The 24300-nt window shown below is 65.3% G+C and carries 23 protein-coding genes; 16 read left to right on the top strand and 7 right to left on the bottom strand.

Annotated features, from left to right (window positions below):
* Nucleotides 1-71: 71 nt before the first annotated feature.
* The 9 genes from ACYZGB_RS11475 to ACYZGB_RS11435 all read left to right on the top strand — a co-directional run bounded on the left by ACYZGB_RS11475 (nucleotide 72) and on the right by ACYZGB_RS11435 (nucleotide 11629).
* Nucleotides 72-2018: an AMP-dependent synthetase/ligase gene (locus tag ACYZGB_RS11475; RefSeq protein ID WP_462388362.1), complete on the top strand. Its 1947-nt coding sequence runs from the start codon at nucleotides 72-74 to the stop codon at nucleotides 2016-2018.
* 35 nt (nucleotides 2019-2053) lie between these two features.
* Nucleotides 2054-2839, top strand: a complete 786-nt coding sequence (locus ACYZGB_RS11470; protein WP_063459424.1) for an ABC transporter ATP-binding protein — start codon at nucleotides 2054-2056, stop codon at nucleotides 2837-2839.
* 28 nt (nucleotides 2840-2867) lie between these two features.
* Entirely contained in the window at nucleotides 2868-3797 is a 930-nt protein-coding gene (locus tag ACYZGB_RS11465; RefSeq protein ID WP_462388360.1) for a branched-chain amino acid ABC transporter permease, read from the top strand.
* A 29-nt stretch (nucleotides 3798-3826) separates the two neighbouring features.
* A complete protein-coding gene (locus ACYZGB_RS11460) occupies nucleotides 3827-4903 on the top strand; it encodes a branched-chain amino acid ABC transporter permease (protein ID WP_462388358.1) in 1077 nt (358 codons plus the stop codon).
* 136 nt (nucleotides 4904-5039) lie between these two features.
* Nucleotides 5040-6365: an ABC transporter substrate-binding protein gene (locus tag ACYZGB_RS11455; RefSeq protein ID WP_063459350.1), complete on the top strand. Its 1326-nt coding sequence runs from the start codon at nucleotides 5040-5042 to the stop codon at nucleotides 6363-6365.
* A gap of 239 nt (nucleotides 6366-6604) precedes the next feature.
* Nucleotides 6605-7414, top strand: coding sequence for an ABC transporter ATP-binding protein (locus ACYZGB_RS11450; protein ID WP_462388356.1), 810 nt, complete (start codon nucleotides 6605-6607; stop codon nucleotides 7412-7414).
* A gap of 228 nt (nucleotides 7415-7642) precedes the next feature.
* Nucleotides 7643-8890 carry a phenylacetate--CoA ligase family protein gene (locus tag ACYZGB_RS11445; protein WP_462388354.1) on the top strand — a complete coding sequence of 416 codons (1248 nt, stop codon included), beginning with the start codon at nucleotides 7643-7645 and terminating at the stop codon, nucleotides 8888-8890.
* 352 nt (nucleotides 8891-9242) lie between these two features.
* On the top strand, nucleotides 9243-10229 hold the full coding sequence (locus tag ACYZGB_RS11440) for a tripartite tricarboxylate transporter substrate-binding protein (RefSeq protein ID WP_462388353.1): 987 nt from the start codon (nucleotides 9243-9245) through the stop codon (nucleotides 10227-10229).
* Nucleotides 10230-10510: 281 nt separating this feature from the next.
* Complete coding sequence (locus tag ACYZGB_RS11435) at nucleotides 10511-11629, top strand: Bug family tripartite tricarboxylate transporter substrate binding protein (protein ID WP_462388352.1); 1119 nt, start codon at nucleotides 10511-10513, stop codon at nucleotides 11627-11629.
* Between the two features lie 37 nt (nucleotides 11630-11666).
* Here the strand turns inward: ACYZGB_RS11435 and ACYZGB_RS11430 are convergent, their stop codons facing one another.
* Together ACYZGB_RS11430 and ACYZGB_RS11425 are read right to left on the bottom strand one after the other, a co-directional pair.
* Complete coding sequence (locus ACYZGB_RS11430; RefSeq protein ID WP_462388351.1) at nucleotides 11667-12053, bottom strand: nuclear transport factor 2 family protein; 387 nt, start codon at nucleotides 12051-12053, stop codon at nucleotides 11667-11669.
* A gap of 2 nt (nucleotides 12054-12055) precedes the next feature.
* Complete coding sequence (locus ACYZGB_RS11425; protein ID WP_462388349.1) at nucleotides 12056-12373, bottom strand: DUF1840 domain-containing protein; 318 nt, start codon at nucleotides 12371-12373, stop codon at nucleotides 12056-12058.
* Nucleotides 12374-12528: 155 nt separating this feature from the next.
* Here ACYZGB_RS11425 and ACYZGB_RS11420 point away from each other — a divergent pair, with 155 nt between their 5' ends.
* The 6 genes from ACYZGB_RS11420 to ACYZGB_RS11395 are packed head-to-tail and all read left to right on the top strand — an operon-like array spanning nucleotide 12529 to nucleotide 19502.
* Nucleotides 12529-14889: a bifunctional salicylyl-CoA 5-hydroxylase/oxidoreductase gene (locus tag ACYZGB_RS11420; protein WP_462388347.1), complete on the top strand. Its 2361-nt coding sequence runs from the start codon at nucleotides 12529-12531 to the stop codon at nucleotides 14887-14889.
* 2 nt (nucleotides 14890-14891) lie between these two features.
* Nucleotides 14892-15383: a MarR family winged helix-turn-helix transcriptional regulator gene (locus ACYZGB_RS11415; RefSeq protein ID WP_056059723.1), complete on the top strand. Its 492-nt coding sequence runs from the start codon at nucleotides 14892-14894 to the stop codon at nucleotides 15381-15383.
* The gene (locus ACYZGB_RS11410; RefSeq protein ID WP_462388345.1) at nucleotides 15380-16234 is read left to right on the top strand and encodes an enoyl-CoA hydratase family protein; all 855 of its coding nucleotides are present in this window, start codon (nucleotides 15380-15382) and stop codon (nucleotides 16232-16234) included. Before ACYZGB_RS11415 ends, ACYZGB_RS11410 begins: the two co-directional genes overlap by 4 nt.
* A gap of 4 nt (nucleotides 16235-16238) precedes the next feature.
* Entirely contained in the window at nucleotides 16239-17444 is a 1206-nt protein-coding gene (locus tag ACYZGB_RS11405; protein ID WP_462388343.1) for an acyl-CoA dehydrogenase family protein, read from the top strand.
* 4 nt (nucleotides 17445-17448) lie between these two features.
* Nucleotides 17449-19104: an AMP-binding protein gene (locus tag ACYZGB_RS11400; RefSeq protein WP_462388341.1), complete on the top strand. Its 1656-nt coding sequence runs from the start codon at nucleotides 17449-17451 to the stop codon at nucleotides 19102-19104.
* Complete coding sequence (locus ACYZGB_RS11395) at nucleotides 19104-19502, top strand: RidA family protein (RefSeq protein WP_055400021.1); 399 nt, start codon at nucleotides 19104-19106, stop codon at nucleotides 19500-19502. Before ACYZGB_RS11400 ends, ACYZGB_RS11395 begins: the two co-directional genes overlap by 1 nt.
* Here ACYZGB_RS11395 and ACYZGB_RS11390 read toward each other — a convergent pair.
* Complete coding sequence (locus ACYZGB_RS11390) at nucleotides 19447-20415, bottom strand: EamA family transporter (RefSeq protein WP_462388339.1); 969 nt, start codon at nucleotides 20413-20415, stop codon at nucleotides 19447-19449. The two genes, ACYZGB_RS11395 and ACYZGB_RS11390, sit on opposite strands and share 56 nt — an antisense overlap.
* 97 nt (nucleotides 20416-20512) lie before the next feature.
* On the opposite strand from ACYZGB_RS11390, the gene ACYZGB_RS11385 reads away from it, so the two are divergent.
* The gene (locus ACYZGB_RS11385) at nucleotides 20513-20974 is read left to right on the top strand and encodes an Lrp/AsnC family transcriptional regulator (RefSeq protein WP_056647474.1); all 462 of its coding nucleotides are present in this window, start codon (nucleotides 20513-20515) and stop codon (nucleotides 20972-20974) included.
* A gap of 36 nt (nucleotides 20975-21010) precedes the next feature.
* Here ACYZGB_RS11385 and ACYZGB_RS11380 read toward each other — a convergent pair whose 3' ends face one another.
* From ACYZGB_RS11380 to phnC, 4 genes are read right to left on the bottom strand one after another with little or no spacing between them, the layout of a single operon-like run.
* On the bottom strand, nucleotides 21011-21595 hold the full coding sequence (locus ACYZGB_RS11380) for a phosphonate degradation HD-domain oxygenase (protein ID WP_462388336.1): 585 nt from the start codon (nucleotides 21593-21595) through the stop codon (nucleotides 21011-21013).
* 12 nt (nucleotides 21596-21607) lie between these two features.
* On the bottom strand, nucleotides 21608-22414 hold the full coding sequence (gene phnE, locus ACYZGB_RS11375) for a phosphonate ABC transporter, permease protein PhnE (protein WP_462388334.1): 807 nt from the start codon (nucleotides 22412-22414) through the stop codon (nucleotides 21608-21610).
* A 34-nt stretch (nucleotides 22415-22448) separates the two neighbouring features.
* Nucleotides 22449-23393 carry a phosphonate ABC transporter substrate-binding protein gene (gene phnD / locus ACYZGB_RS11370; RefSeq protein WP_462388333.1) on the bottom strand — a complete coding sequence of 315 codons (945 nt, stop codon included), beginning with the start codon at nucleotides 23391-23393 and terminating at the stop codon, nucleotides 22449-22451.
* Between the two features lie 40 nt (nucleotides 23394-23433).
* Nucleotides 23434-24294: a phosphonate ABC transporter ATP-binding protein gene (gene phnC, locus ACYZGB_RS11365; RefSeq protein ID WP_462388331.1), complete on the bottom strand. Its 861-nt coding sequence runs from the start codon at nucleotides 24292-24294 to the stop codon at nucleotides 23434-23436.
* Nucleotides 24295-24300 lie beyond the last annotated feature (6 nt).

Genomic DNA, 24300 nt, shown 5'->3' with positions numbered 1-24300 from the left:
CATCGCGCAAACACAAGCCTGCGCTCCCGGCTGTCACCGGGCCGACACCTTCTCACTTTCAGGAACCTGCAATGTTGACCACGTTCCCGCAACTGCTGCTCAAGCATGCCACCGAGCGCCCCACGGCCCCGGCCCTGCGCGAAAAAGAATATGGCATCTGGCAAACCCACAGCTGGGCTGACCTGGTGCGCCTGGTGGAACAGGTGGCCGCAGGCCTGCACCTGGCAGGCCTGCAGCGCCACGAACACATGGTGGTGATTGGCGCCAACCGCCCGCGCCTGTACGCCACCATGCTGGCCGCACAGTCGCTGGGCGCCATCCCCGTGCCGCTGTACCAGGACGCGGTGGCCGCCGAGTGCATCTTCCCGCTCAACAATGCCGAGGTGCGCTTTTGCCTGGTGGAAGACCAGGAGCAGGTGGACAAGCTGCTCGAAATCCGCGAGCAATGCCCGCAGATTTCCAACATTTTCTTTGACGACCCGCGCGGCCTGCGCAACTACGCAGAGCCCGGCCTGGCCTCGCTGGATGCGCTGATCGAAGCCGGTGCCGCCCATGTCGCCAAGCACCCGCAGTGGTTCAAGAGCGAGATGGCCAAGGCCCAGCCGGGCGATGTGGCCGCCATGTTCTTCACCTCGGGCACCACGGGCAACCCCAAGGGCGTGGTGCACACGCACAGCACGCTGCTGGACCGCGCCAGCGCAGGGGCCGAATTCGACAAGCTCACCAGCAGCGAAGAGGTGCTGGCCTACCTGCCCCCGGCATGGATCGGGCAGAACATCTTCAGCTACGCCCAGTGGCTGGCCTGCGGCTACGTGGTCAACTGCCCCGAGTCGGCCAGCACCGTGACCATCGACCTCAAGGAAGTGGGCCCGACGTACTACTTTGCGCCGCCGCGCATTTTTGAAGGCCTGCTCACCAGCGTGATGATCCGCATGGAAGACGCGGGCGCCCTCAAGCGCAAGATGTTCCACGCCTGCATGGCCGTGGCCAAGCGCGTGGGCCCGGCGCTGATGGACGGCGAAGCCGTGGGCTTCATGGACCGCGTCAAGTACGCGCTGGGCAACCTGCTGGTCTACGGCCCGCTGCGCAACAACTTGGGGCTAAGCCGCGTGCGCGTGGCCTACACGGCGGGCGAGGCCATCGGGCCCGACCTGTTCACCTTCTACCGCTCCATCGGCATCAACCTCAAGCAGCTCTACGGCTCTACCGAAACCGCCGTGTTTGTCTGCCTGCAGCCCGACAACCAGGCGCGCGCCGACACGGTGGGCGTGCCCATCCGGGGCGTGCAGATCAAGGTGGCCGACAACGGCGAGATCATGGTCAAGTCGGCCGGGCTGCTGAAGGAGTACTACAAGAACCCCAAGGCCACGGCCGAGGTGCTCACGGCCGATGGCTGGTACCACACCAGCGATGCGGGCTTCCTCGACGCGCATGGCCACCTGAAGATCATCGACCGCGTCAAGGACGTGGGCCGCATCAAGGGCGGCGCCAACGACGGCGCGATGTTTGCCCCCAAGTACGTAGAGAACAAACTCAAGTTCTTCCCGCACATCAAGGAAGTGGTCGCGCTGGGCGACGGCCGCGAGAAGGTGTGCGTGATGGTCAACATCGACTTCGACGCCGTGGGCAACTGGGCCGAGCGCCGCAACCTGCCCTATGCGGGCTACACCGACCTGGCGCAAAAGCCTGATGTGTACGAGCTGATCCGTGAGTGCATCGAGAAGGTGAACGCCGACCTGGCCAGCGACACGCTGCTGGCGGGCAGCCAGGTGAGCCGCTTTCTGGTGCTGCACAAGGAGCTGGACGCCGACGACGGCGAACTCACGCGCACCAACAAGGTCCGCCGGGGCTTCATTGCCGAGAAATACGCGGTGCTGGTGGACGCGCTGTATGCGGGCCGCACCGAGCAATACATCGAAACCCAGGTCAAGTTCGAAGACGGCCGCACGGGCAGCGTGAGCGCCACCCTGAAGCTGTCGGACACCAAGACCTACGCGCCCGTGAAGGCTGCCGCATGAAGCCCGCGCTCTACCCGCTGGAGAAGCCCCCCACCATGACCACCAAGAAGATCGGCGACGTCATCCTCGACGTCAAGAACATCAGCCTCCGGTTTGGCGGGGTGAAGGCACTCACCGACATCTCGTTCAACGTGAAGGAGCACGAGATCCGCGCCATCATCGGCCCCAACGGCGCGGGCAAAAGCTCCATGCTCAACTGCATCAACGGCGTGTACACGCCGCAGGACGGCTCCATCACCTTCCGGGGCAAGACGTTCTCGCACATGAACTCGCGCCAGGTGGCCGAAATGGGCGTGGCGCGCACCTTCCAGAACCTGGCGCTGTTCAAGGGCATGAGCGTGATCGACAACATCATGACCGGCCGCAACCTCAAGATCAAAAGCAACCTGTTCCTGCAGGCGCTGCGCCTGGGCCCCGCCGAGCGCGAGGAGATGGCCCACCGCGAGAAGGTCGAGCACATCATCGACTTCCTGGAGATCCAGGCCTTCCGCAAGACGCCCGTGGGCCAGCTGCCCTATGGCCTGCAAAAGCGCGTGGACCTGGGCCGGGCTCTCGCCATGGAGCCGCAGGTGCTGCTGCTCGATGAACCCATGGCGGGCATGAACGTGGAAGAGAAGCAGGACATGTGCCGCTTCATCCTGGACGTGAACGACGAGTTCGGCACCACCATCGTGCTCATCGAGCACGACATGGGCGTGGTGATGGACATCAGCGACCGCGTGGTGGTGCTGGACTACGGCAAGAAGATCGGCGACGGCACGCCCGACGAGGTGCGCAACAACCAGGACGTGATCAGCGCCTACCTGGGCACATCGCACTGAAGCCCCCGAAAGCGCAGGAGACAACAACATGGGATTTTTTCTTGAAACACTGCTGGGCGGCCTCATGGCCGGCATGCTGTATTCGCTGGTGGCACTGGGCTTTGTGCTGATCTACAAGGCCTCGGGCGTGTTCAACTTTGCGCAGGGCGCGATGGTGCTGTTTGCAGCGCTGGCCATGGCACGCTTTGCCGAATGGGTTCCGAAGTGGACGGGCCTGGACAACCAGATCGCCGCCAACCTGATCGCCTTTGTGCTCGCAGGCGCCGTGATGTTTGTGGTGGCCTGGGTGATCGAGCGCCTGGTGCTGCGCCACCTGGTCAACCAGGAAGGCGCCACGCTGCTCATGGCCACGCTGGGCATTGCCTACTTCATGGAAGGCCTGGGCCAGACCATCTTTGGTGGCGACATCTACAAGATCGACATTGGCATGCCCAAGGACCCAATGTTTGCACTGGAGAAAATGTTCCAGGGCGGCATCCTGATCAACAAGGAAGACGTGATCGCCGCCGCCATTGCCGCCGCGCTGGTGGTGGCCCTGTCGCTGTTCTTCCAGAAGACCTCCACCGGCCGTGCGCTGCGCGCCGTGGCCGACGACCACCAGGCCGCCCAGTCCATCGGCATCCCGCTCAACCGCATCTGGGTGATCGTGTGGTGTGTGGCCGGTGTGGTGGCCCTGGTGGCCGGGATGATCTGGGGCAGCAAGCTGGGCGTGCAGTTCTCGCTGGCCACGGTGGCGCTGCGTGCGCTGCCGGTGGTGATCCTGGGCGGCCTCACCTCGGTGCCGGGCGCCATCATCGGCGGGCTGATCATCGGCGTGGGCGAGAAGCTGTCGGAGGTGTACCTGGGCCCCTACGTGGGCGGGGGCATCGAGATCTGGTTTGCGTATGCACTGGCGCTGGTGTTCCTGCTGTTCCGCCCTCAAGGGTTGTTCGGCGAAAAAATCATTGATCGCGTGTAACCCATCACAAGAACAACAGGAGACACACCATGCTCTACCGCGAAAACGGCCAGTTCAAGACCAGCTACCGCGCCGACCAGCAGATCTTCCCGATCGCACAGGACCGCATCGCCATCGCCCTGCTGCTGGCCGTCGCCTTTGTGGCGGTGCCCATGCTCGCCAGCGACTACTTCTTCCGCGCCATCCTGATCCCGTTCGTGATCATGTCGCTGGCAGCCCTGGGGGTGAACATCCTCGTGGGCTACTGCGGCCAGATCTCGCTGGGCTCGGGCGCCTTCATGGCCGTGGGTGCCTACGGTGCCTACAACTTCTTTGTGCGGCTGCCCGGCCTGCCACTGATCCCCGCACTGATCCTGGGCGGCCTGTGCGCAACGTTCTTCGGCATCCTGTTCGGGCTGCCCAGCCTGCGGGTGAAGGGGCTGTACCTGGCGGTGGCCACGCTGGCCGCGCAGTTCTTCAGCGACTGGATGTTCCTGCGCATTCGCTGGTTCACGCTCGACACCCCCTCGGGCTCGGTGTCGGTGTCCAACCTGCAGGTGTTCGGCATGCCGATCGAAAGCGCCACCTCCAAGTACCTGTTCTGCCTGGCGATCCTGGTGGTCATGGCACTGATGGCCAAGAACCTGGTGCGCGGCGCCATTGGCCGCGAGTGGATGGCCATCCGCGACATGGACGTGGCCGCCTCGGTGATCGGCATCCGCCCCATGTACGCCAAGCTCAGCGCATTTGCCGTCAGCTCCTTCATCATCGGCGTGGCCGGTGGCCTGTGGGCCTTTGTGTACCTGGGCGCCTGGGAGCCCGGCGCGTTCTCGGTGGACATGTCGTTCCGCCTGCTGTTCATGGTGATCATCGGCGGCATGGGCTCCATCATGGGCAGCTTCTTTGGCGCGGCCTTCATCGTGGTGCTGCCCATTGCGCTCAACCAGTTCCTGCCGCTGTTCCTGGGGCTGTTCGGCATCAGCATCTCCACCGCCGGTGTCTCGCACGCCGAGCTGATGATCTTTGGCGGCCTGATCGTGTGGTTCCTCATTGTGGAGCCGCATGGCCTGGCCAAGCTGTGGTCGATGGGCAAGCAGAAGCTGCGCCTGTGGCCCTTCCCCCACTGAGGGGTTGCCCCGACTTTTCCCATATCCACCAAGAGGCTTGCTCGATAACACCGATGCGTTCTGCAGCGATTGTTGTTTGACTGAAGGCCCATGTGATTTCGCAGTGCTTCAACCACTTTATTGACAGGAGACAACCATGAAGCTTCGTACCCTGGTTCTGGCCGTGGCCGCTGTGGCCGCCGGTGCATCGGTCGTATCGACCAGCGCCTTCGCGCAGGCCAAAGAACAGTTCATCCCGGTGCTGTCGTACCGCACGGGCCCCTACGGCCCGAACGGCGCACCCTGGGCCAATGGCTACGTGGATTACCTCAAGCTGGTGAATGCACGGGGCGGCATCAACGGCGTGAAGCTCTCGTTTGAAGAATGTGAGACCGGCTACGACACCGCCCGCAGCGTGGAGTGCTACGAACGCCTCAAGGGCAAGGGCGCGTCGTTCGTGCAACCGCTGTCCACGGGTGCTACGTTTGCCATCACCGAAAAGGCCCCTGCCGACAAGATCCCGGTGGTGACCATCGGCTATGGCCGCTCGGAGAGCGCGGACGGCAGCGTGTTCAAGTGGAATTTCCCGATCGCAGGCACCTACTGGGTGGCGGCCGATGCCATCCTGCAGGCCATCGGCAAGAAGGAAGGCGGCCTGGACAAGCTCAAGGGCAAGAAGATCGCCCTGGTCTACCACGACAGCCCCTATGGCAAGGAGCCCATCCCGCTGATGCAGGAGCGCGCCAAGATGCACGGCTTTGACCTGCAACTGCTGCCCGTGACGGCCCCTGGCGTGGAACAAAAGGCCACCTGGCTGCAGATCCGCCAGGCCCGCCCCGACTACGTGGCGCTGTGGGGCTGGGGCGTGATGAACTCCACCGCCATCAAGGAAGCCCAGGCCACCGGCTACCCGCGCGAGAAGATGTACGGCGTGTGGTGGGCCGGTGCCGAGCCCGACGTGAAGGACGTGGCCGACGGTGCCAAGGGCTACAACGCTGTGACTATGCAGCACGGCGCCGAACCCCAGTCCAAGCTGGTCAAGGACGTGCTGGCCCAGCTGCACGACAAGGGCCAGGGCACAGGCCCCAAGGACGAAGTGGGCCAGGTGCTGTACATGCGCGGCGCCATGAGCGCGATGCTGGGCGTGGAAGGCATCCGCGCCGCCCAGGACCGTTTTGGCAAGGGCAAGGTCATGAGCGGCGAACAAGTGCGCTGGGGCCTGGAGAACCTGAACCTCACTCAGCCGAAGCTGGATGCGCTGGGTTTTGCGGGCGTGATGCGCCCCATCAGCACCTCGTGCACCGACCACATGGGCGCCGCCTGGGCCCGCATCCACACCTGGGACGGCAAGGCCTGGAAGTTCACGTCCGACTGGCTGCAGGCTGACGAGCAGATCATCAAGCCGCTGGTGAAGGCGACGGCGGCGAAGTACGCAGCCGAGAAGAAGCTGACGCCGCGTACGCCGGAAGACTGCCAGTCTTGATTCGGTACATCCCCCTGAGGCGCTGACGCGCCTTCCCCCTTCTCTCGAATCGCTGCGCGATTCGGGAAGGGGGACGCCACCGGTGCGGCGGGGCGGCCCTTGCACGGTGGCCCTGGCATTGGGCGGCGACCGTATCAACGGCCGGTGACGAAGCGGTTGCTCCATTTTTGTGAGCAGCCGCCAATCCAAAGAGTTGCCTATGCAGCAACTTTTTGGATTGGCACAGCGAAGGCAACACCATGGACTCTAAAAACATTGTTCTCAACGTCAACGGCATCGAGGTCATCTACAACCACGTGATCCTGGTGCTCAAGGGCGTGTCACTGCAGGTGCCGCAGGGCGCCATCGTGGCCATCCTGGGGGGCAACGGCGCGGGCAAGACGACCACGCTGCGCGCCATCTCCAACCTGCTGCAGGGCGAGCGGGGCGCGGTCACCAAGGGCTCGATCGAGCTGCGTGGCGAGCGCATCGAAAACCTCTCGCCCGCCGACCTGGTGCAGCGCGGCGTGGTGCAGGTGATGGAGGGGCGGCACTGTTTTGCCCACCTGACCATTGAAGAAAACCTGATGACGGGCAGCTACACCCGCACCAGCAAGGCCGAGATCGCGGCCAACCTGGAGAAGGTCTACAACTACTTCCCGCGCCTGAAGACACGCCGCACCTCGCAGGCGGCGTACACGTCGGGCGGCGAGCAGCAGATGTGCGCCATTGGCCGCGCGCTGATGGCCAACCCCAGCATGGTGCTGCTCGACGAGCCCTCGATGGGCCTTGCGCCGCAGATCGTGGAGGAGGTGTTCAACATCGTGAAGGACCTGAACACCAAGGAGAAGGTCACCTTCCTGCTGGCCGAGCAGAACACCAACATGGCGCTGAAGTATTCGGACTACGGCTACATCATGGAAAGCGGCCGCGTGGTGATGGACGGCGCCGCGAGCGACCTGGCCAACAACGAGGACGTGAAGGAGTTCTACCTGGGCGTGGGCGGCGGCGAGCGCAAGAGCTTCAAGGATGTGAAGAGCTACAAGCGGCGCAAGCGCTGGCTTGCTTGAGAAGCCCCCCTGAGGCGCTGCGCGCCTTCCCCCCAGGGGGACGCACCCGGTGGCCTGGCAAAGCCAGTTCCACGGGTGCGCTGAGACGGGAGCTGTGGCGGTTTTGGCGATAGCGCTACCCAGGTACCTAGAAATACAAAGCAACTCCTATTTTGATAGCTACTCGCGCTTGATGGACAGGCGCACAAGGCTTATTTCATTCATAACCACCGCATAGGAACCCATGGCATGAGCACGTTTTACGACGCCCTGGAAACTCGCAATCCGTCCGAGCGCGAGGCCGCCTTGCTGGCCGCGCTGCCCGCCCAGGTGGCACATGCCCAGAAGGCATCCCCCGCGTTTGCCAGCATCCTGGCCGGGGTGGACGCGTCGGCCGTCACCAGCCGCGCGGCGCTGGCGCGGCTGCCCGTCACGCGCAAGTACGAGCTGCTGGAGCGCCAGCAGGCCGGCCGCGCCACCAATGTGTTTGGCGGCTTCAGCGCGCTGGACTTTGGCCCCGGCATGACGCGCGTATTTGCCAGCCCCGGCACCATCTACGAGCCCGAGGGCACGCGGCCCGACTACTGGCGCATGGCGCGGGCCATCCACGCCGCTGGCTTTCGCGGTGGCGAGTTGATCCACAACAGCTTCAGCTACCACTTCGTGCCTGCGGGCTCGATGATGGAAACCGGCGCGCATGCACTGGGCTGCACCGTGTTCCCGGGCGGCACGGGCCAGACCGAGCAGCAGGTGCAGGCCATGGCTGAGCTCAAGCCTGCGGGCTACATCGGCACGCCGAGCTTTCTGAAAATCATTGTCGAGAAGGCCGCCGAGCTGGGCGTGGTGCTGCCCAGCGTGACCAAGGCCATGGTGTCGGGCGAAGCCTTTCCGCCCAGCCTGCGCGACTGGTTTACCGAGCGGGGCATTGCGGGCTACCAGTGCTACGCCACCGCCGACCTGGGCCTGATTGCCTACGAAACCTCGGCCCGTGAGGGCCTGGTGCTGGACGAAGGCGTGATCGTGGAGATCGTGCGCCCCGGCACCGGCGACCCCGTGCCCGAGGGCGAGGTGGGCGAGCTGGTGGTATCCACGCTCAACCCCGACTACCCGCTGATTCGCTTCGGCACCGGCGACCTCTCGGCCGTGCTGCCTGGCCCTTGCCCCACCGGCCGCACCAACACCCGCATCAAGGGCTGGATGGGCCGGGCCGACCAGACCACCAAGGTGCGCGGCATGTTTGTGCACCCCGGGCAGATCGCCACGATTGCGCGGCGCTTTCCGCAGGTGCTGCGCGCGCGCCTGGTGGTCAGTGGCGAAATGGCCAACGACCAGATGGTGCTGCAGGTCGAAACCACCGAGACCGCCGAGGGCCTGGCCCACCAGCTGGGCGACGCCATCCGCGAAGTGACCAAGCTGCGCGGCGACGTGCAGATGGTGGCACCGGGCACGCTGCCCAACGACGGCAAGGTGATTGAGGACGCACGGAGTTATCGCTAACCCCCTGAGTCGCCTGCGGCGCCTTCCCCGGGGGGGGCGCCACCTGTGGCCTGGCAAAGCCAGTTCCACGGTGGCTCTGGCGTTGGCGGGTGCCGGTTTCAAGGGCCCGCTGCGGGTTTTGGCGCCCGGGGAAGCGGGTTTGCGGCAGCGCAAGACATGCCCATCCGGCGCGCCGGGGAACCGCAGTGTTTACCCTAACAATTGCTACCCTATTGATAGCACACAAGGCAATACAGACAGGCGCAACAGGCCTATTGCGCTTGAAAACCATGTCACCAACGTGCTACGTACTATCCGCAATGTTTCCGCAAATCCCCCTCGCTATCATGGCCCGTCATTTACAGGAGAGACCATGAAAAAGATGCTGAAACTCGCACTGATCGCTGCCGCTGCAGCCGCTGCCTTTGGCGCCAGTGCCCAAGAGTTCCCCGCCAAGGACAAGACCGTCACCATCGTGGTGCCCTTTGCCGCCGGTGGCCCCACCGACCGCGTGGCCCGTGACCTGGCCGAAGCACTGCGCAAGCCCCTGGGCGCCACCGTCGTGGTAGACAACACCGCCGGTGCTGGCAGTTCCATCGGCGCCGCCCGCGTGGCCCGCGCCACCCCCGATGGCTACACGCTGCTGCTCAACCACATTGGCATGTCCACCATGCCTGCGCTGTACCGCAAGCTCTCGTTCAGCGTGCCCAACGACTTTGAATACCTGGGCATGGTCAACGAAGTGCCCATGACGCTGATCGCGCGCCCCACCATGCCCGCGAACAACTTCAAGGAACTCACCGCCTGGATTCAGCAGAACAAGGGCAAGATCAACCTGGGCAATGCCGGCCTGGGCGCTGCGTCGCACCTGTGCGGCCTGATGCTCCAGAGCGCCATGCAGGTGGACATGACCGCCGTGCCCTACAAGGGCACCGCCCCCGCCATCACCGACCTGATCGGCGGCCAGATCGACCTGCTGTGCGACCAAACCACCAACACCACTTCGCAGATCGAAGGCAAGAAGGTCAAGGCCTACGCCGTGACCACCGCCAAGCGCCTGACCACGCCCGCCCTGAAGGACCTGCCCACGCTGGCTGAATCGGGTCTGAAGGACTTCAACGTGAGCATCTGGCACGGCCTGTACGCGCCCAAGGGCACGCCTGCCGATGTGCAGAAGAAGATCAACGAAGCCCTCAAGACCGCTCTGAAGGACCCCGAATTCATCAAGAAGCAGGAAGCCCTGGGCGCCGTGGTCGTGACCGACAAGCGCGTGGACGGCCCTGAGCACAAGAAGTTTGTGGCCGCCGAAATCGACAAGTGGGGCGCAGTGATCAAGGCCGCAGGCACCTACGCCGACTGACCCGGCCGCATCGCTGCCAACCCGGGCGGTGCGGCATCGCATCACCGCCCACACCCAGCCACCGCGCCACACGGCCCGGCGGCTTTCTTTTTTATGCACCGTTGCGCCACCTCGACAGGCCCACTCAGGGCAACAGGCGCGGCAACTTGCCAGGCCGCGCCACCCTCGGGTAATCCCACCTGCCCGGGCCGCACACACCCGCGTAGAACAGAGGGCAGACACGCCGAACAAGTACAGGCAGCGGCGCAGGCTTCCATTGGTTTCAACGAGGAATGGCTTCCATGGCACAAGCACACAACTTTCGCACCCCGGCGCGCTCCAGCGCCCAGATCCAGGCCCGCGCCCATGCACGCAGCCGCCGCAAGGCCGTGGCCCTGGCCTTCACCCTGAGCGCACTGGGCGCACTGGCCGTGGCCGCCGCCAGCGCGCTGCTGGCGCCAGGCACGGCCCATGCCCAACCTGCCACTTCCACAGGTGCGGGGTGGCCGACCAAGCCCGTGCGCATCGTGGTGCCATTCGCCCCTGGCGGCACCACCGACATCCTCGCGCGCGCCATGGCGCCGGAGCTGTCCAAGGCCTTCGGCCAGCAGTTCATCGTGGACAACCGCGCAGGCGCCGGTGGCAATGTGGGCGCCGAAGTGGTGGCCAAGTCACCCGGCGACGGCTACACCCTGCTCATGGGCACGGTGGGCACCCACGGCATCAACCGCGCGCTGTATGCCAAGCTGCCCTATGACCCCATCAAGGACTTTGTGCCCATCACCCTGGTGGCTGCCGTGCCCAATGTGATGGTGATGAACGCGGACAAGGCCAAGGCCCTGGGCGTGACCAATGTGCAGGACTTCATCCGCGTGGCCAAGGCCAGCCCCGGCAAGATGAACATGGCATCGAGCGGCAACGGTACCTCCATCCATCTGGCAGGCGAGCTGTTCAAGAGCATGACGGGCACCTTCATGCTGCACCTGCCCTACCGGGGCTCGGGCCCGGCGCTGCTGGACATGGTGGCGGGCAATGCCGATGTGATGTTCGACAACCTGCCCTCGTCCATGGCGCAGATCAAGGCGGGCAAGCTCACGGCGCTGGCGGTGACCAGCTCCGAGCGCTCCAGCGCCCTGCCCGATGTGCCCACGGTGGAGCAGGCGGGCGGCCCCACGCTCAAGGGCTACGAGGCCAGCTCGTGGTTCGGGCTGCTGGCCCCGGCGGGCACGCCCCCCGACATCGTGAACCGCATCCAGCAGGAGGTGGCCAAGTCACTGGCCACACCGGCCATGAAGGAGCGGCTGCTGGCCCAGGGCGCCATCCCCGGCGGCAACACCCCAGCCGACTTTGCCAAACACATCGACAGCGAACACAGGAAGTGGGCGCAGGTGGTGAAAAACTCGGGCGCCAAGGTGGACTGACACACACAGGGGGCACAGCCCCCGCCGCTGCACCCACTCAGCCTGCAGGCATCGCAGAGGGCCCCAGGCGCTTGGCCCCGGTGGCGAACGATGCCCGCTGGATGCGCCCATCCACCACCTCGTAGACACACAACATCTCCACCGTGCCCAGGCCCTCGGGGAAGTTGCGGGTGATCAGCTCGCAATCCACCACCATGGCACCCACCACGGTGCGCGACAGCAGGCGCGCATGCAGGTCGGGCTCGGCAAACCGGGCCAGAAACCGCTCGCGCATCTGCGCATGGCCTTGCGCCAGGCGTTCGCCGTGCAGCACGTACTGCTCGGCATCGGGCGCATAGGTCGCCAGCAGCGCGTCGATGTCCTTGGCGTTGTAGGCATCCAGCTGCGCCTGCACCACCGCCAGGGGCGGCAACACTGGGGCCATGGCTATACGCCCCAGACCACGTCCACCTGCTCGGCGGCGCTGCGGCGCAACATTTCAATGAGGGGCGCCACGCGCTGGCGCAGGCGCACCGCCTCGGCACGCTCTTGCTCCGTCACCTCTTCGCCCGCCTCGTCTACCGGCGGCAGGGCTTCTTCGGCGGCCACGGCGGCCTCCAGTGCGGCAATGGCACCGGGGATCTGCGCGGCAGTCACGATGCCGCTGGCCCCGGGGGTCTTGCCCATGATGGTCACGATCTGACGCCCCTGGGGCTCCAGCATGATCAGATCGGCGGCAGCGCGGGACTTGAATTTGTAAAGCATGCAGAGGGTCCTTTCCTGGTAATTTCTCATGGTGGCCGCACGGGCTGCGCGGCACCTTCAGAGTGATTGTGCGCCGGGCATGTCGCTTGCGCTACGAGAACCAGAGCGGGAACGCCCCATTGACAGCATTTTGTTTAGGTCTAAACTATTTTGACATGAACATCCTCTGCATTGGCGGCGGGCCCGCCGGTCTCTATTTCGCCCTGCTGATGAAGCAGCAGAACCCCGCACACCGCATCACGGTGGTCGAACGCAACCGGCCGTTCGACACCTTCGGCTGGGGCGTGGTGCTGTCGGACCAGACGCTGGCCAACCTGCAGGCGGCCGACGCGCCCACGGCAGCACTGATCGGCGACGCGTTCAACCACTGGGACGATATCGAGGTGTTCTTCAAGGGCCGCAGCGTGCGCTCCTCGGGCCATGGCTTTTGTGGCATCGGGCGCAAGCGGCTGCTCAACATCCTGCAGGACCGCTGCCTGGCGGTGGGCGTGGAGCTGGTGTTCGAGACCGATGTGGCCGACGACCAGGCGCTGGCTGCACAGTACGGCGCCGACCTGGTGATCGCCAGCGACGGCCTCAACAGCCGCATCCGCACCCGCTACGCTGCCACCTACCAGCCCGACATCGATCTGCGCCAGTGCCGCTTCGTGTGGCTGGGCACGCACAAAAAACTCGACGCTTTTACGTTCGCTTTCGAGCAGACCGAGCACGGCTGGTTCCAGGCGCACGCCTACCAGTTCGATGCCGACACCTCCACCTTCATCATCGAGACCCCCGAAGCGGTGTGGAAGGCACACGGCCTGGACCAGATGGAGCAGCCCGAGGCGATTGCGTTCTGCGAGAAGCTGTTTGCCAAGTACCTCGACGGCAACGCCCTCATCAGCAACGCCACGCACCTGCGCGGCTCGGCCAACTGGATCCGTTTTCCGCGCGTGATCTGCAACACCTGGGTGCACCGCGAGACCATCGGCGGCAAGCGCGTGCCCATCGTGCTGATGGGCGACGCGGCGCACACGGCACATTTCTCGATTGGCAGTGGTACCAAGCTCGCGCTGGAAGACGCGATCGACCTCTCCAACGAGTTTGCGACCGGTCTGCCCATCGACGACGTGCTGCAGCACTACGAGGCGCGCCGCAGCGTCGAGGTGCTCAAGATCCAGAACGCCGCGCGCAACAGCACCGAGTGGTTCGAGAACGTGGGCCGCTACACCGGCATGCCCATCGAGCAATTCGCGTATTCGCTGCTCACGCGCAGCCAGCGCATCAGCCACGAGAACCTGCGGCTGCGCGATGCAGCGTGGCTTGAAGGGTATGAAGCGTGGCTGGCAGGCGGCAAGGCGGCCGTTCCGCCCATGCTCACGCCGTTTGCGTTGAAGGACCTCACGCTCAAAAACCGCATCGTCGTCTCGCCCATGGCCACCTACAGCGCGGTCGATGGCGTGCCGCAGGACTTCCACCTGGTGCACCTGGGCGCGCGGGCCCTCGGCGGCGCGGCGCTGGTGATGGTGGAGATGACCAGCCCCACGCCCGAGGGCCGCATCACCCCCGCCTGCACGGGGCTGTGGAACGATGCGCAGCAAGCCGCCTTCGCGCGCATCGTGAACTTTGTGCACGGCAGCAGCACGGCCAAGATCGGCCTTCAGCTCGGCCACAGCGGCCCCAAGGGCTCGACCCGCGTGGGCTGGGAAGGCACGGACGAGCCACTGCCCCAGGGCAATTGGCCCCTGCTCGCTGCCAGCGCGCTGGCCTATGGCGAACAGAACCAGACACCCGCAGCGATGACCCGCGCCGACATGGACCGGATGACCGCCGCGTTTGTCGAAAGCGCCCAGCGCGCGCTGGCCTGCGGCTTCGACTGGCTGGAGCTGCACTGCGCGCATGGCTACCTGCTGGCCAGCTTCATCAGCCCCATCACCAACCAGCGCGCGGATGAATATGGCGGCAGCCTGGACAACCGCTGCCGGTATCCGCTCGAAGTGTTCACCGCTCTGCGCGCCGTGTGGCCAGAGGACAAGCCGCTGAGCGTGCGCATCTCGGCCCACGACTGGGCGCCCGGCGGCAACACGCCTGACGACGCGGTAGAGATTGCGCGCCTGTTCAAAGCTGCGGGTGCCGACCTGATCGACGTGTCGTCCGGCCAGACCACGCGCGCCGCCAAGCCGGTGTACGGCCGCATGTACCAGACGCCATTCGCCGACCGCATCCGCAACGAAGTGGGCATTGCCACCATGGCGGTGGGCGCGATCACCGAGGCCGACCACGCCAACAGCATCATTGCCGCCGGCCGCGCCGACCTGTGCGCCATCGCCCGCCCCCACCTGGCCGACCCGGCGTGGACGCTGCACGCAGCCGCGCAGCTGAGCCCCGTGGCCGCAGCGCACACCGACTGGCCGGTGCAGTACACCAGCGGCCGCGACCAGATGCTGCGCGAGATATCCAAGCAAAAACAGCTCCTTGCGCAGGTAAATCAAGCGCAAGCAGCTACTAAAAACAGAGCACCCGAGGAAGAAGGCTAGCCATGGACCTCGAAGCCCGCCTGCACGGCGCCGCCCCCAGCGAACATCCCGAGGCCCTGCGCCTGTGGCTGCGCCTGCTCACCTGCACCCAGCTCATCGAAAAGCAGGTGCGCAGCCACCTGCGCGCGCAGTTCGACACCACGCTGCCACGCTTCGACCTGATGGCACAGCTGGAGCGCGCACCGGACGGCATGAAGATGAAAGAGCTCTCGCGCCGCATGATGGTGACGAGCGGCAACATCACCGGCATCACCGACCAGCTCGTGGCCGAAGGGCTGGTGGAGCGCATGGACGTGGAGGGCGACCGTCGTGCGTACCTGGTGCGCCTCACGCCGCAAGGCCGCGAGCAGTTCAACACCATGGCACGCCAGCACGAGCAATGGATCGTCGAGGCCTTCGCCACGCTGGGCGAGCGCGACATCGCCACCTTGTACCGCCTGCTGGGCAAGGTGAAAGAGCACACACAAAACAACTCTTTGGAGACAGCCGAATGAAGCACTACATCGGGGCGAGTAACCCCATGCGCGAGCAGTTCAACCCAGAGGCCCGCTACGTGGCCGAGCATTTCGCGTGGAGCTTTGATGCTGGCGTGGGCACCGTCACGCTCAACCGGCCCGACCGCAAGAACCCGCTCACCTTCCAGAGCTATGCCGAGCTGCGCGACTTCTTCTACGCGCTGCGCTTTGCCACCGATGTGAAGGCCATCGTCGTCACCGGCGCGGGCGGCAACTTCTGCTCGGGCGGCGACGTGCACGAGATCATCGGCCCGCTCACCATCATGACCATGCCCGAACTGCTGGAGTTCACGCGCATGACGGGCGACCTGGTCAAAGCCATGCGCGCCTGCCCGCAGCCCGTGCTGGGCGCCATCGACGGCATCTGTGCCGGTGCGGGCGCGATGATGGCGCTGGCCTGCGACATGCGCTACGGCACCGAGGCCACCAAGACCGCGTTCTTGTTCACCCGCGTGGGCCTGGCCGGCGCCGACATGGGCGCCTGCGCGCTGCTGCCGCGCATGATCGGCCAGGGCCGCGCCAGCGAACTGCTGTTCACCGGCCGCGCGATGACGGCGCACGAAGGCCTGGCCTGGGGCTTCTTCAACGATTTGTACGAAAGTGCCGACCTGCTGGCCAACGTGCAGGCCACCGCGCGCGCGCTGGCCGATGGCCCCACCTTTGCCCACGGCATGACCAAGACCATGCTGAGCCAGGAATGGAGCATGACCATCGAGCAGGCCATCGAAGCCGAAGCGCAGGCCCAGGCCATCTGCATGCAGACCGAAGACTTCCGCCGCGCCTACGAAGCTTTCGCCGCCAAGCAGAAGCCCGTTTTCCAAGGGGACTAACAACATGCACGTAGCCACGCCGCCCGCCCCTTGCCCACCTTCGACGGCGCACCTGGCCCTGCCGTTTTTTGATGACGCCCACCGCGCGCTGGCCGAGGGCCTGGTTCCGTGGGCGGCCACGCAAGAGGTGGATGAAACCGACGACCGCGTTGCTTGTCGCGACTGGGTGCAGCGCCTGGGCACGGGCGGCTGGCTGCGCTACTGCGTGCCCGCCGCCCATGGTGGCGCGCTGCCCGCACTCGACTCGCGGGCGCTGGTGCTGCTGCGCGAGACCCTGGCCTACCACTCGCCGCTAGCCGACTTTGCGTTTGCGATGCAGGGGCTAGGCAGCGGTGCGATCACGCTGGCGGGCAGCCCCGCGCAGCAGGCGCACTACCTGCAGGGCGTGGCACGCGGTGAGCTGATCGCCGCGTTTGCGCTCTCCGAACCTGAGGCGGGCTCGGATGTTGGCGCTATGAAAACAATAGCAAAAAGCGCTTACCCATCAGGCGGTAACGGCCTAAAAGACTCATATTCTTTGACCGGAACCAAGACCTGGATCAGCAACGGCGGCATTGCCGACTTCTACTGCGTGTTCGCCAAGACCGACCCGGCCGGGGGCACGCGCGGTATCAGCGCGTTCATCGTGGATGCGAACACGCCGGGGCTCGACACCTCGCGCCACATCCACGTGATGGCGCCACACCCGCTGGCCACGCTGCAGTTCGACCAATGCGCCGTGCCTGCCACGGCGCTGCTGGGCGAGGAGAACGGCGGCTTCAAGCTGGCCATGCGCACGCTCGACATCTTCCGCGCATCGGTCGCCGCTGCCGCTCTGGGCATGGCCCGCCGCGCGCTGGCCGAGGCCGTGCACCACGCACGCCAGCGCCGCATGTTCGGCCAGACGCTCGCCGACTTCCAGCTCACGCAGGCCAAGATCGGCGAAATGGCCGCGCTGGTGGACAGCGCCGCGCTGCTGACCTACCGCGCGGCCTGGCTGCGCGACACGGGCCAGGCGCGCGTGACTGCCGAAGCGGCGATGGCCAAGATGACCGCCACTGAAAACGCCCAGCGCGTCATCGACATGGCGCTGCAGCTGCACGGCGGGCGCGGCGTGGAAGTGGGCAGCAAGGTCGAATCGCTGTACCGCGACATCCGCTCGCTGCGCATTTACGAAGGCGCCACCGAAGTGCAGCAGCTCATCATCGGTAAGGCCGTTTTGCAGGAGTAATCGCATGAAAGCCCCCTCCGCCCAGCCCGACCATTTCGTGCACGACCGCCTGCCTGCACCCGAGGCCTGGCCCACACTGCGCTACGACCTGCCCGAACTGCAGATCGCCAACCAGGCCAACCTGGTGCAGGCGCTGTTCGACCAGGCCGAACGTGCGGGCCACATCGACCGCCCCCTGTTGCGCGGCCCGCACCGCACGTATACCTACCGCGACGCCCGCACCGAGGCCGCGCGCATTGCCGAGGTGCTGACGCAGGACCACGGCCTCGTGCCCGGCAACCGCGTGCTGCTGCGCGGAGGCAACACGGTGGAGATGGCGCTGGCCTGGCTGGGTACCGTCTACGCGGGGCTGGTGGCGGTGGCCACCATGCCGCTGCTGCGCGCGGTGGAGCTGGGCAGCATCATCGACCGTGCCCAGCCCACGCTGGCACTGTGCGACGGCCGCCTGCTGGCCGAGCTGCAGGCCGCGCAGACGCAGCACCCCGTGCTCGCCACCATCGTGCCCTTCCACACAGCGCCGGATGCAGCCGACCTGCTGCAGCGCGCGCAGGGCAAGCCCGGCACCACGCCGCCCTGCCCCACGTCGGCGGACGACATCGCGTTGATGGCGTTCACCTCGGGCACCACAGGTTCCCCCAAGGCGGCCGTGCACACGCACCGCGATGTGCTGGCAGGCTGCGAGGCCTGGCCGCGCCATGTACTCAAGGCCACGCCCGAGGACATCGTGGCGGGCTCGCCGCCGCTGGCGTTCACCTTCGGGCTGGGTGGATTGCTCGTGTTTCCGATGTGGGCCGGGGCCAGCGTGTACTTCCCCGACCAGCCCTACACGCCCGAAACCATGGTGCGGCTGATGCGCGACGCGGGCGTGACCATCTGCTACACCGCGCCCACCTTCTACCGGCAGATGGCGCCGTTCGCCCAACAGATCGGCCTGCCCCAGCTACGCACCAGCGTGAGCGCGGGCGAGGGCCTGCCGGACGCGACGCGCCAGCTGTGGAAAGACGCGACCGGCCTCGACATGACGGACGGTATCGGCGCCACGGAGATGTTCCACATCTTCATCTCGTCGGCGGGCGGCGAAAGCCGCGCTGGTGCAGTGGGCAAGGTGGTGCCCGGCTACACCGCCAAGGTGGTGGACGACGACGGCCGTGAAGTGCCACGCGGCACCGTGGGCAAGCTCGCGGTGATCGGCCCCACGGGCTGCAAGTACCTCGACGACACGCGCCAGGCCAAGTACGTGAAGGACGGCTGGAACTACCCGGGCGATGCGTTCACGCAAGACGCCGACGGCTACTTCTTCTACCAGGCGCGCGACGACGACATGATCATCACCGCCGGCTACAACGTGGGCGGCCCCGAGGTCGAAGATGCCCTGCTGCGCCACCCCGCCGTGGCCGAGTGCGGCGTGATCGGCGTGCCCGACGAGGAGCGCGGCATGGTGGTCAAGGCCATCTGCGTCTTGAAGCCCGGCTACACAGGCGATGCAGCCATGGTCAAGACCTTGCAGGACCATGTGAAAGCCACCATCGCTCCGTTCAAATACCCGCGCGTGGTGGAGTTCGTCACGGCCCTGCCCCGCACCGAAACCGGCAAGCTGCAGCGTTTCAAGCTGCGCCAGGGCGCGGTGCCGGCACCTTCTTCTTCAACAAAAACAACATGATGAAAAACACCCTTTTGCAGCCCGAAGGCTGGGTCACCCCCAAAGGCTACGCCAACGGCGTGGCCGCACGCGGCACCATGGTCTTCACCGGCGGCCAGATCGGCTGGAATGCGCAGCAACAGTTTGAGAGCGACGACTTCATCGACCAGACGAGGCAGACGCTGCTGAACGTGCGGGCGGTGCTGGAGGCTGGTGGCGCAGGCCCAGAACACTTGGTGCGGCTGACCTGGTACGTGACCGACCGCAACGAATACAACAGCCGCCTGAAGGAGCTGGGCGCGGTCTACCGCGAGGTGCTGGGCAAGAACTTCCCGGCGATGGCATGTGTGCAGGTGGCGGGGCTCATGGAAGAGCGCGCGAAGATCGAGATTGAAGCAACCGCTGTAATCCCGGACTGAGCTTTTCCAGCCACCGCTGCAGCGCTTGCCCGTACAGAATAAACGCCAGCGCCGCCCCAATCAACGGCAGCGCGGCAAACACCCAGCCCGTGAGCATCTCGCCCCCCAGCGCCACGCCCACCAGCAAAGCCACCGCAGGGTTCACGAACGAATAGCTGCCCGCCAGCGCGGCCGACGTGTTCTGCAGCAGCCACAGGTACGCATTGAGCGCTACCAAAGTGCCAAATACCAGCAGGTAGACCCACGCTGCCCACGACTTGGCAGTGACCTGGCCCAGGGCGCTCAACGGCTCAAACCACAACGCCACCACCAGCCCCATGGCGCCCCCCGCAAACCATTGCGCGGCCGATGCCATGGCGGGCGCAGGTAGCGACAGCTTGCGCGATGCATACGAGCCCACGCTCCAGCACAGCGGCGCCCCAAAGGCCAGCAGCGCACCGAGCCAGGTGGCCGAAAAATCGCCCTCCAGCGCCAGCAGCAGCGCGCCCACCACGCCCAGCGCCAGGCCGATCCAGCTGGTGAAGGGCACCCGCTCGCCGCCCCAGCGCGACCAAAGCGCCAACCACATCGGCATGGTGGTGACTACCGTGGCCATCAGGCCCGAGCCAATGCCCAGCTTTTGCGCAAAACCCATCAGGTTCATGGCCAGAAACACCATGCAGCCGCCCACCACCGCCGAGTTGCGCCATTGCACCCACGTGGGCAATGCATGGCCTTGCCACAGCGCAATCAGCAGCATCACCCCCCCTGCACACAGAAAGCGGATCGCATTCATCAGCAGCGGCGGCATGCTCTGCAGCGCAATACCAATGGCGAAATAGGTAGTGCCCCAGACGATGTAGACCAACAGCAGTGCCATGGCCACCGCCCCTTTGCGCTGTGCGCGGGCTTGCGCATTGAAAATTGCCGGCATATTCTTCACCTGACCGAATAATTTATGGAAACCGTAAGGTTTTCGGAATTTTTACCAAAATCGAGCGGCTATGCAAGCAAATATTCAGACAGATGACATGGACGCCAGAATTATTTCGGCATTAGGGGCGGATGGCCGACGTTCCTATGCCGATGTGGGGGCCGAAGTGGGACTGTCCACCGCCGCAGTGCACGAGCGCGTGAAGAAGCTGCTGGACAAGGGCGTGATTCGCCGGTTTTCGATCAGCGTGGACCCGGAACGCGTGGGGCTGAACTTCACCGCATTCGTGGCCATCCGCAACGATGGCGGCATCCACTGCCGCGACGTGGCACCCCGCCTGCGCGCCATGCCCCAGGTCGAAGAGCTGCACAGCGTGGCGGGTGAATACGACTTTCTGGCCAAGATCCGCACCACGCACGCCCGCGCGCTGGAAGACGTGATCTACGAGATCAAGGCCATCGCGGGCGTGGCCCGCACCACCAGCACGGTGGTACTGAACACTGAGTTCGAGGACCGCCCGCTGGACCTGGGCTGGGTGAATGGCGACAAGGGAGGTTGACGCGCAGGGGCGGCCTCGGCTTGGCCGCGCGGCTTTTTACGCTGCCACCGGGGCGAGTTCAGCCGCACCGGCAACAGCTGCCGGAACTGGCACCAGACGCTGCACCAGCGCCATGTAGTAGCCCAGCGGGGGCGTGACCAGCCCCGGCACCTTGGCATGGTCGTCATAGCGGCGCAGGCGGATGGCCTCCTGCGCAAAGGGCTGGGCCGCAAACTGCATCGCCTCTTTGGGCGTGAAGGGCCCGCCCTGCAGCACCAGGCTGTGCTGCGATGCGGGCGACAGTGTCTCCCAGTACCCCGGCTCCATGGTGCACAGGTAGCGCTTGGCATCCACATGCAGGCGGATGGGCTCCAGCACCGCGTCGGGCAGCAGGCCCCGCAAGAACGGGATGGCCATGTACTGGTGCAGGTCGTCCTGCTCGGCCGTGTCGCCCCCGGGCGCCAGCAGGTGGCCCAGGTCGTGCAGCAAGGCCGCCACCACAGTGGCCGGGGTTTCACCCGATTTTTCGGCCCACTGCGCACACTGCAGCGCATGCTCCAGCTGGCTGACCGCCTCGCGGCCGTACTGGTTCACTCCCCGAGTGGAGAGCAGGTGGGCAATGTCTTCAAGGCTCAATGCCATCGTCTTTCCTTACTAGACCAATGCCTTGCGGATGCGGGCCGACACCAGGTCGATCACGCTCACCGTGACCACAATGATGAGCATCACGGCGCAGGTCTCGGCGTACTGGAACCCGCGGATGATTTCCCACAGCACCACGCCAATGCCTCCCGCGCCCACCATGCCCACCACCGAGGCCGAGCGCACGTTGGCCTCGAAGCGGTACAGCGTGTACGAGATCCACAGCGGCATGACCTGCGGAATCACGCCGTAGATGATTTCGTGCAGTGCGCTCGCACCGGTGGAACGGATGCCTTCCACCGGCTGTGGGTCAATCGCCTCCACGGCTTCGGAGAACAGCTTGGCCAAGGTGCCCGAGGTGTGGATCCACAGCGCCAGCACGCCCGCAAAAGGCCCCAGGCCCACGGCCACCACAAACAGCATGGCAAACACCATTTCGTTGATGGCGCGGAACGCATCGAGCACGCGGCGCACCGGCTGGTACACCCACCAGGGCACGATGTTGGACGAAGCCAGCAGCGCCAGCGGCACGGCGGTGACCACGGCCAGTGCCGTGCCCCACAACGCGATCTGCAGCGTGATCAGCATCTCCTGCACGTAGAGCTTCCACTGCGAGAAATTGGGCGGAAAGAACTCCGCAGCATAGCGAGCCATGTTGCCCGAGTCGTTCAGCAGGTCGAGCGGGCGCATGTCGGCGCCCTTCCACGACGACGCCAGCAGCACCAGCAGGATGCCCCACGACAGGTACCAGCCCAGACTGCGCTTTGGCGCCGTAGAACTGGCCAAAGTGGCGAGCGAGGGATTCAGAGCAGAGGACATGCGGGCACCTGGGCAGCAACGACAAACCAGCGGCTTACTTCAGCGACGCCAGCTGCTGGTCGATTTCGGCCAGGCGGGTCTTCTTGTCTGCATCGGCCAGGGTGGCATCGGCCTCGATCTTGTTGCGTTTGCCAAACAGGTCGAGCTGGCGGATGGGCGTGAGCTGCGCATTGCTCGACGGCTTGAAGCCCGAGAGCTTGGAGATCTTCATGACGATCTCTTTCTCGCGGGCATCGGTCTTGGCGTAGTTGTAGAAGAAGTCCTTGATCTTGGTTTTGACGGCTTCGGGCAGCTCTTTGTGCATCAATAGCGGGTCCAGCGCGATCAACGGCGATGTCCAGACGATCTTGATGTCCTTGAACTTCTCGGGCTGACGTTCCTTGAACTTGTCGAGGTTCTCACTGTTGTTGGTGGCCACATCGATCTGCTTGTTGGCCACGGCCAGCGCATTGGTCTCGTGGTTGGCACTGCGCACAATTCGGAAGTGGGTCTTGGCGTCGATCTTGTTCTGGGCGAAGGCGTAGTAGCCAGGCACCAGGAAGCCCGAGGTGGAGTTAGGGTCGCCGTTACCAAAGCTCAGCGACTTTCCGTTCTTGAGCACATCATCCAACGTGGCCAGGGGGCTGTCCTTATGCACGATCAAGTGCGAGTAGTAGCCCTGAGTTCCGTCTGCATTGACCATCTGTGCGAATACTTCTCCGTTGGCGCGGTCCACGGCCTCCATGGCCGACTTGTTACCCAGCCAGGCCGCCTGCACCTTGTTGAAACGCATGCCTTCGATGATGCCGGCGTAGTCAGGCGCAAAGAAGGCGCGGATCTTGAAGCCCGTCTGCTTGGCCATATCGTCCAGCAGCGGCTGCCAGTCGGCTTTGAGGTTTTGCGTGGCTTCGGTCGAGATGATGCCGAAATTGATGTCCTGAGCGTGGGCGCCCGAAAGACCCAGACCCAGTGCGAGCGCAGCAAACAGTTTTTTTAACATAAGAAAACTCCGAAAAGAAAACAGAAGAATCACTGCCCGGTCAGGCCGCCTGGACCATCGCGGGGGACCACTGGGGTGCGGGCATGGGCGCCACCGCAGGTGCTGCAGGAGCCCCTGAGGCCCCCGGCAGGATCTCGTCGGCCTGCACGCCATACAGGCCACGCAGCAGGGCGGGGGTGAGTGCGGCGGAGGGACCGTCGTACACCACCTGGCCGTGGTGCAAGGCCACCACGCGGGGGCAGTATTTGATGGCCACATCCACCTGGTGCAGGGACACGACGACGGTGCAGCGGTCCTCGCGGTTGATGCGCGCCAGGATGTCCATGACCTTGCGCGAGGATTCGGGGTCGAGCGAGGCAATGGGCTCGTCGGCCAGCACCACCTTTGCGCCCTGCACCAACGTGCGGGCAATGGCGGCGCGCTGCTGTTGCCCGCCCGACAGGGTGGAAGCCCGCTGTGCATGGCATTCGGCAATGCCCACGCGGTGGAGCGCTTCGAGCGCCAGCGCACGCTCCTGTGGCTTGAACATGCGCAGCCAGCCACGCCACCAAGGCGTGCGGTGCAGCAGGCCTACCAGCACGTTCATCAACACCGGCAGGCGATCCACAAGGTTGAACTGCTGGAACACAAAACCCACCTGCGAACGCACCTTACGGATCTCGCTGTGGATGTGGCCGCCCCGCTGCACGCAACGGCCATCGATCTCGATCAGCGAATCGCTGGACGCATCGGCCACCACCAGGCCCGCCACATGGCGCAGCAGGGTGGACTTGCCCGAGCCTGAGGCACCGATCAGCGCCACCATCTCTCCGCGCTGCACGGTGAGGTTGATGTCGCGCAGGGCGTGTTTGCCGTTGGCGAAGTGCTTGTTCAGTTGGTGGATATGCAGTGCGGCAGTCATGGCAGC

It is taken from the genome of Acidovorax sp. Q11 (assembly GCF_054950075.1).
This window is presented reverse-complemented; position numbering and strand designations above follow the sequence as displayed.